The 12,275-nt window shown below is 73.8% G+C and carries 10 protein-coding genes; 4 read left to right on the top strand and 6 right to left on the bottom strand.

All coding sequences use genetic code 11. The features are described 5' to 3' along the window. Nucleotides 1-6 precede the first annotated feature (6 nt). The 6 genes from OG570_RS35310 to OG570_RS35285 all read right to left on the bottom strand — a co-directional run bounded on the left by OG570_RS35310 (nt 7) and on the right by OG570_RS35285 (nt 5,586). Nucleotides 7-213 (bottom strand): MbtH family protein, encoded by a 207-nt coding sequence (locus tag OG570_RS35310; protein WP_247051842.1) that lies wholly within the window; start codon nt 211-213, stop codon nt 7-9. Further along, complete coding sequence (locus tag OG570_RS35305) at nt 210-1,439, bottom strand: MFS transporter (protein WP_326953252.1); 1,230 nt, start codon at nt 1,437-1,439, stop codon at nt 210-212. Before OG570_RS35305 ends, OG570_RS35310 begins: the two co-directional genes overlap by 4 nt. 100 nt (nt 1,440-1,539) lie before the next feature. Further along, entirely contained in the window at nt 1,540-2,793 is a 1,254-nt protein-coding gene (locus tag OG570_RS35300; protein WP_326953251.1) for a glutamate synthase-related protein, read from the bottom strand. After that, nucleotides 2,790-3,782, bottom strand: coding sequence for an asparagine synthetase A (locus OG570_RS35295; protein WP_326949668.1), 993 nt, complete (start codon nt 3,780-3,782; stop codon nt 2,790-2,792). Before OG570_RS35295 ends, OG570_RS35300 begins: the two co-directional genes overlap by 4 nt. Nucleotides 3,783-3,817: 35 nt before the next feature. After that, nucleotides 3,818-5,104: a methylaspartate mutase gene (locus OG570_RS35290; protein WP_326953250.1), complete on the bottom strand. Its 1,287-nt coding sequence runs from the start codon at nt 5,102-5,104 to the stop codon at nt 3,818-3,820. Beyond that, nucleotides 5,101-5,586: a cobalamin B12-binding domain-containing protein gene (locus OG570_RS35285; RefSeq protein WP_247051847.1), complete on the bottom strand. Its 486-nt coding sequence runs from the start codon at nt 5,584-5,586 to the stop codon at nt 5,101-5,103. The genes OG570_RS35290 and OG570_RS35285 overlap by 4 nt, the downstream gene beginning before the upstream one ends. A 431-nt stretch (nt 5,587-6,017) precedes the next feature. On the opposite strand from OG570_RS35285, the gene OG570_RS35280 reads away from it, so the two are divergent. The 4 genes from OG570_RS35280 (at nt 6,018) to OG570_RS35265 (ending at nt 12,275) form a co-directional block, all read left to right on the top strand. Further along, complete coding sequence (locus tag OG570_RS35280; protein WP_326953249.1) at nt 6,018-8,879, top strand: type 2 lanthipeptide synthetase LanM family protein; 2,862 nt, start codon at nt 6,018-6,020, stop codon at nt 8,877-8,879. A 35-nt stretch (nt 8,880-8,914) separates the two neighbouring features. Further along, a complete protein-coding gene (locus tag OG570_RS35275) occupies nt 8,915-9,094 on the top strand; it encodes a hypothetical protein (RefSeq protein ID WP_326953248.1) in 180 nt (59 codons plus the stop codon). Nucleotides 9,095-9,144: 50 nt separating this feature from the next. After that, nucleotides 9,145-9,318 (top strand): hypothetical protein, encoded by a 174-nt coding sequence (locus OG570_RS35270; RefSeq protein ID WP_326949672.1) that lies wholly within the window; start codon nt 9,145-9,147, stop codon nt 9,316-9,318. 68 nt (nt 9,319-9,386) lie between these two features. After that, the gene (locus tag OG570_RS35265) at nt 9,387-12,275 is read left to right on the top strand and encodes a helix-turn-helix transcriptional regulator (protein WP_326949673.1); all 2,889 of its coding nucleotides are present in this window, start codon (nt 9,387-9,389) and stop codon (nt 12,273-12,275) included.

Genomic DNA, 12,275 nt, shown 5'->3' with positions numbered 1-12,275 from the left:
AGGGGGTCAGCGCATCGAGGCGACGAGGCTCGCCGGGCGCAGGTCGGTCCAGTGCGTCTCGACGTACTCGAGGCAGGCGGCGCGGGTGTCTTCGCCGTGCACGGTCCGCCAGCCGGCCGGGACGTCCACAGTGGACGGCCACAGCGAGTGCTGGTTCTCGGCGTTGACCAGGACCAGGAAGGTGCCGTTCTCGTCTTCGAAGGGGTTGCTCATGACTTCTTCTCCTCTGTGAGTGCGGCCCGGCCGAGTGCCGGGGTGGCGACGAGCAGGGCGAACGCGACGAGCGCGACCGCGGCGTGGGCGAACATGGTGAGCGGGACGCCGAGCGTCTCGACCAGCAGGCCGATCAGGAGGTTGCCGATCGGGGTGGCGGCCAGGGTGAACAGCGCGAGGATCGACATGACCCGGCCGCGCATCTCCGGCGCGGACCAGCGTTGGGCCAGTGACACCAGGACCAGCGCGGTGAGCCCGGCGACCAGGCCGAGCGCGAAGAACGCGGCGATGCTGACGGCCAGGGACCCGGTGGCGAGCAGGGCCAGGCAGCCGACCTGGGCGCCGAGCCCGCACGTCGCCAGCAGCCCGGCGCGTTCGCGAGGCGGCCACTTGACCGAGACGATGAAGGCCAGTGACGCGCCGAGCGTCATCGCGGTGAGCAGCCAGCCGGCGCCTTTCTGGCCGCCGAGCAAGACGAGCCCGAGGTTGATCGGCCCGGCACCGCTGAGTTCGAGGAGCCCGGTGACGATCATGGCGGTGCGCAGCGCGGGCCGGACGGCGACGTAGCGGCAACCTTCACCGACGTCCTTGAGGAGCTGCTTGACCTTGACGCGTTCGCGGGGCTGCGCCGGGGCGAGGGTCTTGGTGTTCCCGGCGGCGACGGCGGAGACGAGGAAGCTGACCCCATTGACGACGGCGACGGTGACGAGCCCGCCGAGCCCGGCCAGCCACGACCCGAGCGCCCCACCGGCGGCCTGCCCCCCGCGGACGGCGGCGAGGTAGACGGCGTTGCCCCGCACGAGGTGCTCGGGCGGCAGCAGGTTGGGCCGCAGCGCGTCGGAGGCCGGGATGAAGAAGGCACTGGCGACGGCCATGACAACGATCAGCCCGGTCAGCAGCGGCAGCGAAGGCCCGGCGAACAGCACGCAGACGGCCCCGGTGACCATGGCGGCGGCCCGGATCAGATCGGTGGCGACGAGCACCCGCCGAGGCCCGGTCCGATCGGCGACGGCACCCCCGACGAGCAGGGTGAGCACCTTGGGCAGCGACCCGAGGGCAAGAACAAGCCCCGCGACCGCAGGCCCAGCGGCCCCGACGAGCGTCACGGAGAGAGCGATCAGCCAGACGGCATCCCCGAAGGAGGACAACCCCATGGCGAGCACGAGCCCGAGAAACGGCGCAGGCAGCGCCGACCGCGACTGCTGCGGCTCGACAACGGCGGTCATGCCAGACCCCCGCTCGGTGCCAGGGGTCGTGAGTGGCTATGAGGGTTAGAACCCGCATTACCACTCACGACAAGCCGCGGCAGACCCGCAAACCGGGCGCTCACGACAGCACCTGCTCACGGACCTGGGTCGCCTCGTCCGGGAACCAGACGTCTTCCGAGGTCAGGGCGTCCGCGCGGTACTGGCCCAGCGCGCTCACCAAGAGCCGCAGTTCCAGCGCCAAAGCCTCCACGAAGCGGACCAACCCGTCACGCGGGTCGGTGTCCACCGCCAGCAGTGCCGCACGGCCGAGACCCGCCGCGCGGGCGCCCAGGGCCAGGACCTTCGCGACCCGGGTGCCTTCCCACATCCGGCCGGACGTCAGCAGGCAACCGGCCGGCGCGCCGATCCGGGCCAGGCACTCGGCCAGAGGAAGTCCGACGCCGAGGAACGCCGTCGGCGCCCAGCCCGTGCCGCCCTCCGCGCCGTCGACCGTCACCGCGTCGGCGCCGGCCGCCCAGGCGACCGTGGCCGCCGAGGCGACGTCACGGCCCGGGAGCAGCTTCACCCACACGCCGGCGCGCGGGAAGTTGTTGCGCATCAAGCGGATCTGCTGACGCAGGATCTCCGGGGTGAACGTCCCGGGGCTGCTGCTGCGCAGCACGCCGTCGCCCAGCGTGAGGTCCACTGTGTACTGCTCGGCGAGCCGGTCCGCCGCCGCCGGGTCGACCAGGGTCATCCCGCCGAGGCCGGGCTTCGCGCCCTGGCCCACCTTCAGCTCGAACGCCAGCCGCCCGGAGTCGAGCAGCGGTGCCGCCGACGGGTCCGAATACACCAGGTTCCAGACTTCGGCGTCGGCGTCTTCGGTGCTCTGCTGCACGACGACGCCGCCGAGGCCGTCCGGGACCGCGTCGCCGTAGGCCCGGAGGCGCTCCAGCAGCGTGCCCGCCGCGGCGCCGCCCGTGCGGCCGTGGCCGTGGACCGGGACGACGTTCTCGCCGACCACCATCGGGATGCCGAGCCGCGCGGCCTGGGCACTCGCGGCCGCGCCGAGCCCGGCGCCCGCCACCTGCGTCGACCCGAACGCCGAGAGGTACAGCGGCAGTGCCGAGGCGAACCCGCCGATGACGGTGTCCAGCTCGACGTCGCCGTAGAGCGGCTCGCGGCCCAGCTCGATCAGCTTCTCCAGCCGGCGCGGCATGAACGCCGGCGGCACCAGCCGAGCCGATTCCAAAGAATCACCCGAAACGCCCGTGGAGGAACCGAACAGCGTCGTGCCGTACTCGGCCGCGGGCGGGAACACCGCCTCGGCACCCAGCCGGGCGCGTGCCCGGACGTCGTCCTCCGGGAAGCCCCCGGCGTGCAGCGCGGTCACGGGGACACCACGCCCGGCAGCTTCGGGAACGCCGTGGCCTGCCACACGGCGTCGAGGCCGGCGACGTAGCGGGTGAACCGCTGCAGCCCGAGGCCGAACCCGGCGCTGCCCGGGATGCCCTCGCGGACGAGGTCGAGGTACCAGGCGTACTTGGCCGGGTTCTCCCCCGTCTCGCGCATCCGCGTGACGATCCGGCCGTACTCGTGCTCGCGCTCGCTGCCACTGCACAGCTCGCCGTAGCCCTCCGGCGCGATCAGGTCGAAGTTGCGCAGGATCCCGGGCTGGGACGTGGATTCCCGGTCGTAGAACCCGCGCGAGCCCTTGGGGTAGTCGACGAGGAAGAACGGCCGGGCGTGCTTCTCCGACAGGATCGCCTCGCCCGCCCAGTCGATCTCGGCGTCGGCGCTCTGCGGGTGCCCGAGCTCGCGCAGGGTCTCGACGGCGGTCGTGTGCGACAGCCGGCCGAACGCGCCACCGAGCAGGTCGGCGAACGCGCCCGAGTCGCGGCCGAGCGCCTCCAGCACGTCGCCGGCGTCGTCGACGACCCGGCGCACCACGTGGGCGACGAGGTCCTGCAGCAGGTCGAGGACGTCGTCGCGGGACGCGCCGGAGACCTCGACGTCGAGCTGGTGGAACTCGGCGAGGTGACGGCTGGTGTTGGCCGTCTCCAGCGGTTCGAGCCGGACGTTCGGGGCGACGTAGAAGATCTTGTCGAAGCCCAGCAGCGAGGCCTGCTTGTAGAGGATCGCGCTGGTCATCAGCTTGTAGCGGTGGCCGTAGTAGTCGATGTCCACCTGCTTCGCGCCGCGGCCGCCCGGGTCGGTGACCGGCCCGATGACCGGGGGCAGCAGCTCGACGAAGCCGCGGCCGCCGAGGAACGCGCGGGCCTCGGTGAGCATCCGGTGCTGCAGGCGCAGCACGTGCTTGGTCGTGTCCGAGGTCAGATGCGTCCGCGGGTCCGGCGGCACGGCGGAATCGGTGTACTCCATGGCGATTTCACTCCCAGCTGGTCGGCAGAGGTGGTTCAGGCGCGGGCGGGTTCGGTGCTCGGGCCCGGCAGGACGGGATCGAGCCGCCGCCGGTGGTAGGACAGGTCGGCGAGCATCCGGGTCGCGCTGACCCGGTCGCGGCTGCGGCGGCCGCCGAGCGCGGCGGGCAGCGGCATCCGCCCGGTGTGCCACCACTGCAGGCGGCCTTCGTCGTCGAGCACGCAGCGGGTTTCGTTGCCGTTGTCGGGGTGCAGGCAGTACGGGACGTCGAGCAGGCCGCGTTCGAACGCCGCCGGCAGCGCCTCGGCGATCGTCGGGGCCAGCGAGCGCACCTCGTCGACGAGCAGGCGGGCCTGCAGGTAGACCTCGGTGTCACCGGACGGCGGCCGGCCGGGCGCGGGCTGGTCGAGGGCGGTGGCGTGGGCCAGCCGCAGCGCGTCGACGTTCTCCTCGACGGTCGGGATCCGGTGGGCCTCGGCGGTGGTCTTGACGATCAGCCGCTCGGTGCCGGTGCGCACAGCCAGCCGCACGCTCTCGGCCAGCAGCTCCCGTGCCCCGGCCGGGGTTTCCGGGAACAGGCCCATGTAGGTGTAGAGGACGACGTGGTAGTCCACGCCTGCCAGTTCTTCGGCGCACAGCCGCCGCATCGCCCACAGCGCTTCGGCGTCCTGCTCGGGGCTGGTCTGCTGGGCGTAGCTGGCGGACACGCTGCGGACGCCGTGCTCGACGAAGAACAGGCACTCCAGCACCGAGAGCGCCACGAGCAGCCCGGGCGGGCACAGCTGCCCGAGCATGCAGCCGCCGAAGCTCTCCAGGTGGCAGAGGACGCCGCGGTCGGCCTGGGCCGCGAGCAGCGTCGCCGACCGGGACCAGGACGCCGTCGCGGTGCGCAGCGGCACGCTGCTGTAGGGCAGGCAGTAGGACACCGGGCCGCCTTCGGAGGCGTCCAGGCCGGCTTCGAGCATCGCGGCGAAGATGTCCTCGGGCTGCGGCGAACCGTGGCGCACCTGGACCGGGAAACGCGGGCCGAAGAGCCCGTCGAGCAGTTCGGCGGTGACGCCGGTGCCGAGCGCGACGAGCGGGTAGCCGTTGAGCTGGACGCCGGATTCGAGCGACATCGCGGCGAGGTCGTGCTGCCCGGTGCGGGTGTAGCTGTCGAGCGTCACGGTGCCGACGGCCGGCACCCCGGCCTCGGCGACCGCGTGCAGCCCGCGGCGCATCATGGCGGGGTCCGAGAACCCCATCCGCGGCTGGACGAGCAGCGTCCGGCTGCGGCGGTGCTCGGCCACGAAGCTGCTGAACACCGACCGGGCAGCGCTCACCGCAACGTCCGGACGTTCGCGGCGACGAACTCGCGGAAGGACTCGATGGCCTGGCCGGAGTCGCCGGCGCCGACGTGGAAGACCGCGTCGTAGCCCAGAGCCAGCAGTTCGGCCCGCAGCTCGCTGTTGGCGTCGCCGCGGACGCCGAGCTTGCCGCCGATGACGGCTGGCAGCCCGGTCAGCTCGGGGTCGGCGCGCAGGGCGGAGATCACCCGGGCGCCGTCGACGTGGCCGTGGCCGTTGATGGTGCTGATCACCAGGCAGTCCGGCCGCTCGTCGCGGCAGGCGGCCAGCAGCCGCTCGACCGGGACGCAGGCGCCGAGGTTGAGCACCTCGTGGCCCATCTCCTCCATGATCAGCTGGAGGGCGACGAGGTTCCACATGTGCGAGTCGGACTGGACGCTGGAGAGGACGAACTTGAGCGGTCGCCGCCCGGCCACGCCGGGCCGGTCGGGGTGCTGCTCGATCTGGAAGGTGGTCATCGTGCGCTCGCTCCCTTGAGTTCGGGGAACGTCCGCGGCGCGGCGGGGTGCGGCCACGAACTTCTCGAGACGAATAGTCATCGCCGGCGGCCCGGCGCACATGGGTGCCGCGTCCCCGCATTCCGGCGGCGCCGCGAACCCCCATGACCGCCTCGCGCGCGGGCGTCGCGGCCGCGCGCGCGAGTGCGGAACCCGGTGCGCCGGGGTGACCCAGGTGGGTGGAGTACCGCGTCCGTTCGGGGTTTGTTGCCGCTTCACGCCCCCATGCGGCCCGCCCGCCGAACGGCCCAACCGCCACGTCCGTCCGGCCCAATCAGGGGTTCCGTGACCAGGCGTTTTCCCGGCGGTGCCCCTATGAGCCCCCAGTACGCCCCCATACGGCGCCGGAATGCGGGCGTAGCACCCCCATGTAACCGCGGTCACCCGCTGGCATGCTCGATCTCGTGATTCCCCCGCAGCCGAACCCGGCGACGACGACGCTTCCGCCCACCTGGTGGGCGGCGGGCCTGACCCCGCGTGAGCGGCGGTCCGACGGCCTCCGCCCCGCGTGGGTGGACTTCGCCGAGACCGCGCTCGCTTCGGCGGCACCGGCCGCGCCGGTGTCCGGCCCGACCTGGCGCACGGCGTTCGCGTCCGTGTTCCACCCGTTCGTCGGCGCGGTCCGCGCCGCGATCGCCGACGCCGCAGCGGGTGCGCCCGCCGTCGACGTCGTCTCGGTCGCGGACGGCTGTGCCGCGCAGCTGGGCCACCAGCTCGCCGGGCTCGCCGCCCGCACGCTGGTGCTGGAGCTGGGCCGGGCCCGCCGGGCCGGCCGGCTCGCCGGGGAGACCGGTGAAGAACGCTTCGCCGACTTCGTCCGCCAGGCCGGCACCACCGCCGGGCTCACGGATCTGCTGCACCGCTACCCGGTGCTGGCGCGGCTCGCCGCGCAGGCCGGGCTGTACGCGATCGAGTCGGCCACGGAGCTGCTCGGCCGGTACGCCACCGACCGCGACGCGCTGGCCGGGCTCATCGGCACCGCCGGCCTCGGCCGGCTGGCCGAGATCACCGGCGGCACCGGTGACGCGCACCAGCGCGGCCGCTCGGTGCGCGAACTGCGCTTCGACGGCGGCGACCGGGTCGTCTACAAGCCGCGGCCGCTGGGCCTGCACGCGGCGTTCACCGACGTCGTCGCCTGGCTCAACCCGCGTGTCCCCGGCCTGGAGCTGGAGACCGTCGACGTGCTGGTCCGGCCCGGGTACGGCTGGCTGCGGTTCGTCGAGCACCGTCCGTGCGCGGACCTGACCGAGGTCGACCGCTTCTACCGCCGCCAGGGCGTGCTGCTGGCTCTGCTGCACGCGCTCGACGGCACCGACGTGCACTTCGAGAACATCATCGCGGCCGGTGACCAGCCGGTGCTGATCGACATCGAGACGCTCTTCCAGCCCCTGCTGGCCGCGGAAGACGCCAACGCCGATCCGGCGTCGACGCTGCTGGCCCGCTCGGTGCACCGCACGATGCTGCTGCCGCAGATGATCGTCGGCGAGCACGGCGCGGTCGACATCTCCGGCCTCGGCGGCGGCCGCGTCACCACCCCGGCGCTCGAGCGCGTCGACTGGCTGGAGCCGGGCACCGACCGGATGCGGCTGGCCCGCGTCCCCGGCGGCCCCGGCGCCGGCGTCAACCGGCCCACCCTCGGCGGGGTCGACGTCGAACCGGCCGAACACGGCGCCGCGCTGCTGGCCGGGTTCCGCGCCGGCTACGACACCATCGCCGACGGCGCGGCCGAGCTGGCTCCCCTGCTGGAGCGCTGCGCGGCACACACGATCCGCGTCCTGGTCCGCCCGACCAGCTTCTACGCCCGGATGCTCGACGAGACGACGCACCCGTCGCTGCTGGCCGACGCGGCCGAGCGCGATGAGGCGTTCGCGCTGCTGCACGACGACAGCACCGACGACGTCCGCCGCGGCCTGATCGCGGCCGAGCTCACCGACCTGTGGGCCGGTGACGTCCCGATGTTCAGCGGCGAGCCCGGCTCGGCCGATCTGTGGGACGCCGAAGGCAAGCGGCTGCCCGACATGCTGAGCGCGACGCCGCTGGCGTCGGTGCTGGCGAAGATCGCCGGGATGACCACGATCGACCGCCGTGACCAGGAGTGGCTGATCTCGGCCGCGCTGGCCACCCGCCCGGCCGAGGAGACCCACGCCGGCACCGGCGTCACCGACGGCGTCCTGCCGAGCAAGAGCCCCGAGCCCGCGCACCTGCTCTCGGCCGCGTGCGGCATCGCCGACGCCATCATCGCCCGCGCGTCCTCGGCCGGCGGCCGGGTCAACTGGGTCGGGCTGGAGCTGGTCGACGAGAAGTACTGGGCCGTGCTGCCGATGGGCGCCGGGCTCGGCGAGGGCTACACCGGCGTTGCGTTGTTCCTGGCCCAGCTCGCGGAGCTGACCGGCATCGACCGATACCACGACCTCGCCGGGAAAGCCCTGGCCGGACTGCCGTGGCTGGTCTCGGAGCTGGAAGCCGACCCGGAGCTCGCGGAGGCGGCCGGCTGCGGCGGCCTGCTCGGGCTCGGCGGTGTCGCCTACGCGCTGGCCCGGCTGGCGCGGCTGCTCGCCCGGCCCGACCTGCTGGACCTGGCCGCCCGGACCGTCGCCGTGATGCCGGGCGCGACGCCGGCGACGTCACCGCGGTTCACCACCGGCCTGGCCGGTGGCCTGGTCGCGCTGCGGTCGGTCGCCGCCCAGACCGGGCTCGCGAGCGCGGCCCTGCTGGCCGACGCCTACGCCACCGAGCTCGCCGGCCGGTCCATCGACCCCGACCTGGCCGACCCCGGGTTCGCGCACGGCGCGGCCGGCGTCGACTGGGCCCTGCTCGGGCACCCGCGTGAGACGGCGACCCTGCCGCCCGCGACCGCGGCGACCGGGCACGGCTGGTGCTCCGGCCTGGCCGGGCAGGTGCTCGCCTACGCCGGTGACCCGGGCGTTCTCGGTGGTCTCGACGAGCAGGTCCGGCGCCTGGCCGCCCAGGACCCGCTGCGCGACCTGAGCCTGTGCCACGGCGAAACCGGCATCACCGACGTGCTCGGTGTCCTGGCCGAGAACGGCCACGCCGGGGCCGCCGCCGCGGTGGAGCGCCGGACCGGGCAGCTGCTGACCGCCGTCGAACAGGACGGCGCGCGCTGCGGCACCCCGGACGCCGTGCCTTCGCCGGGGCTGCTGACCGGCCTGGCCGGGATCGGCTACGGCCTGCTGCGCCTGGGCTTCGGCCCGCGTGTCCCGTCCGCGCTGCTCCTGCAACCCCCGACTCGCTGACCGCCCCGCCCCACCTGCACGAGGAGAACCGCACGATGCCCGAAATCACCGCCGAGACCGTCGAAGCCACCGTCGGCGCCCTGGTGCTCCCGCGCGCGAACCGCGCCGGTGCGCGCAACCGGGCGCTGGCCGGGGCGCGGCCCCGGTTGTCCGGGATCACATTGGAGACGCTCGGTGATCCCACCGTCGTCACCAACGGCACTTTCGCCCTCTGACCGTCCGTCCTTTTCGCACCGCCAGTACTACCGAGAGTGGAGACACCCGCATGACCGAGCACGACACCGCCGCCATCGACAACCCGATCGGCGACTTGACCCTCCCGTCGTCGGCCCGCACCGGCGCCCGCAACCACGCACTGTCGGGGCGGGCCCCGAGGGCTTCGATGAATTCGCTCACCACGTTCGACGTCACGGTCGTCACCGGGGGTTTCACCGAATAGTGAGACACCGGCCCGCCGGTATTTCGACGGGCATCCGGAAGTGATCCGTCCGGCTATAGTCCCCGCTCATGGGCATCCGTTCGACGCGCCTCATCGGGCGGGACAGGGAGCTCGGCGCACTGTCCCAGGCTCTGGAGAAGGCCCGCACCGACCACGGTGGGGCCTTCTTCCTTGTCGGCGAAGGCGGGATCGGGAAGTCCCGGCTCGCCGCGGACGTCGCCGCGCGGGCGCTGGCGACCGGGATGCCGGTGCTGCGCGGGCGGGCCAGCTCGATCGGGCCGATGGTGCCGTTCCGGCCGCTCGCCGAAGCCCTGCTGTCGCACTTCCGCGGCGGGCACCCGCCCGCCGCGCCGGAGCTCGACCCGCTGGTGCCGGTGCTGGCCCGGCTCGTGCCCGACTGGTACCGCGGTGACCGCCCGCACGACAACGGCTCGCTGATGGTGCTGGCCGAGGCCGTGTTCCGGCTGCTGTCGGTCGCCGGGCGCGCCGAGGGCTGCCTGATCGTGCTGGAGGACCTGCACAACGCCGACGCCGAGACGTTGTTCATCGTCGAGTACCTGGTGGACAACCTCGCGTCGGGCAAGGTGATGCTGATCGGCACCCTGCGCAACGAGCCCGGCGAGGCGCTGCGGCTGGCCACGGCGGCGTCGCAACGGTCGTCGAGCCGCACCTTCGAGCTGACCCGGCTGGACGCCGCCCGCACGCGCGAGTTCGCGGCGGCGTGCCTGGAGACCGAGCCGGACGCGGTCCCGGCCGCCGTCGCGAACCTGCTGTGGCAGAACAGCGAAGGCGTCCCGTTCGTCGTCGAGGAGCTGCTGCACGGGATGCTCGGCGACGGCCTGCTCGTGGGCGGGCCGGGCGGCTGGCAGGTGGTCGGCGAGCTGCAGGCCCGGGTGCCCGAGGCGTTGATCAGCAGCATCGCCGCCCGGGTCGACGCGCTCGGTTCGGACGGCGAGACGCTGCTGTCGGTGGCCGCGGTGCTCGGGCGGCGGTTCCCGCTGTCGGTGGTGCAGGCGGTGACCGACATGGACGACCGGATGCTGCACAACCACATCAGCGCGAGCGTCGCCGCGCACCTCGTCACCACCGACGAGACCACGCCCGGCTGGTACGCCTTCCGGCACCCGCTCACCGCCGAGGCGCTGCTGTCGAGGCTGGTGCCCTCGACGAAGGCGAACCTGGCGCGCAAGGCCGCCGACGCCGTCGAGCTGCTGCACCCGGGCCTGCCCGGGGAGCTGTGCGCGCTGGCCGCGTCGCTGCGGCTGACCGCGATGGACCACCCCGGCGCCGGCCGGCTGTTCGCCGAAGCCGGCCGCCGCGCGCGTGACGGCGGGGCCGCCGACACCGCCGTGACCATGCTGACCCGGGCCGTCGAACTGCTGGCCGCGGCGGGGACCGAGGATCGGGCCGACGCGCTGGAGGCGTTGCTGCACGCGCTCGGGCAGACCGGGCAGTTCGACCGGGCCGTGGAGTTCTCCGCGCGCTTCGCCGAGCTGGGCCGGCTGGAGCGGGCGGTCGACCTGCACATCCAGCTGGCCTGGGCGGCCTACATCGCCGGGCGGCACGACGAGTGCCTCAACCAGATCGAGCAGGCCCGCGCCCCGCTGGGCGACGAGATGGCCGAGGAGCAGCGGGCGGCCGTCGACGCCGTCGAAGCGACGCTGTGGCTCGACGTCCCCGGCCCGGCCCACACCGAACGCGCCCGGAAGCTCGCCGACCAGGCGTGGCAGGTCGCCGAACGCGCCGGGGTGCCGTTCGTGTCGTGCCAGGCGCTGCAGGTGCTCGGCATGGTGGCGCTGGAGACCGATCTCGCGGAGGCCGAGCGCTACCTGCAGCTGGCGCGGCGGCTCGCGGAGCGCCACCAGCTGACGCACCTGCGGACCCAGGTGCTGGTCCGCCTCGGTGGGCACCGGATGCTGGCCGAGGGCGACGTCCGGACGTTCGACCTGGCCCGAGCGGAAGCCCAGCGGACCGGCGCGATCACGCTGACCTGCGCGGTCGACGCGAGCCGCGCGGTGCACGCGGTGATGCGCGGCGAGTTCGAGCACGCGGACCGGATCCTGGCCGAGAACCTCGCCGTCCTCGGGCGGCTGCGGCTGGTCGCGCTGTTGCAGTACACGCACATGACGCGCGCGATGGTCGCCGCGCACCAGGCGGACCGGGCGCGGATGGAGCTGGCGCTGGACGACTTCCGCGCCGAAGGCGGCGGGACGGCGCAGGAGATGGTGCTCAGCGTCGGGCTGGCCCAGGTGTTCTGCTCGCTGCTGGAGGAGGACGCCGATCGCGCGCGACGGGAGCTGGCTCAGGTGATGGCGCTGGAGGAGCGGCAGCCGAGCCGCTTCCACCTGGCGGGCCAGCACGGCCTGCGGCTGCTGGTCGAAGCCCTCGACGGGATCGAGACGGAACCGGGTGAGCCGCGGGCGGCGGTGAGCGGGATGCGCTGGAACCGCCAGTTCGTCCTGCTGGGCGAGGCGGTCCGGCACGGCCGCGCGGGCGAGGCGGACCTGGCCGACGCGGCCCTGGCCAAGGCGGTGGACGCGGCGGCGTTGTTCCCGGTCAGCCGGCACCTGGGCCTGCGCATGGTCGCCGAGTCCGCCGCGGCCGACGGCTGGGGCGACCCGGTGACGTGGCTGAAGGAGGCCGAGGAGTACTTCCACCAGGCGGGCATCTCGGCGGTGGCGAGCGCGTGCCGGGGCCTGCTGCGCAAGATCGGCGCCCCGGTGGGCCAGCGCCGCGAGGGCACCGACCGCCTCCCGGCCGACCTGCGCTCGGCCGGGGTGACGGTCCGCGAGTACGAGGTGCTGCAGCTGCTGGCGGACAACATGGGCAACAAGGACATCGCCCGCCGGCTGCACATCTCGCCACGCACGGTGGAGAAGCACGTGGCGAGCCTGATGGCGAAGTCGAACCTGCAGAACCGCACGGCCTTGACGGAGTACGCGTCGCGGTCGAGGTAG

The organism is Amycolatopsis sp. NBC_01286, from assembly GCF_035982555.1.
Lineage (GTDB): Bacteria > Actinomycetota > Actinomycetes > Mycobacteriales > Pseudonocardiaceae > Amycolatopsis.
Note: the sequence above shows the minus strand (reverse complement) of the source record. Positions and strands in the feature narration are given on the sequence as shown.

What these genes read in the sequence shown, in the direction of transcription:
- OG570_RS35310 (WP_247051842.1), bottom strand. Translation starts at nt 213, where the DNA reads ATGAGCAACCCCTTCGAAGACGAGAACGGCACCTTCCTGGTCCTGGTC.
- OG570_RS35305 (WP_326953252.1), bottom strand. Translation starts at nt 1,439, where the DNA reads ATGACCGCCGTTGTCGAGCCGCAGCAGTCGCGGTCGGCGCTGCCTGCG.
- OG570_RS35295 (WP_326949668.1), bottom strand. Translation starts at nt 3,782, where the DNA reads ATGGAGTACACCGATTCCGCCGTGCCGCCGGACCCGCGGACGCATCTG.
- OG570_RS35285 (WP_247051847.1), bottom strand. Translation starts at nt 5,586, where the DNA reads ATGACCACCTTCCAGATCGAGCAGCACCCCGACCGGCCCGGCGTGGCC.
- OG570_RS35280 (WP_326953249.1), top strand. Translation starts at nt 6,018, where the DNA reads ATGCTCGATCTCGTGATTCCCCCGCAGCCGAACCCGGCGACGACGACG.
- OG570_RS35275 (WP_326953248.1), top strand. Translation starts at nt 8,915, where the DNA reads ATGCCCGAAATCACCGCCGAGACCGTCGAAGCCACCGTCGGCGCCCTG.
- OG570_RS35270 (WP_326949672.1), top strand. Translation starts at nt 9,145, where the DNA reads ATGACCGAGCACGACACCGCCGCCATCGACAACCCGATCGGCGACTTG.
- OG570_RS35265 (WP_326949673.1), top strand. Translation starts at nt 9,387, where the DNA reads ATGGGCATCCGTTCGACGCGCCTCATCGGGCGGGACAGGGAGCTCGGC.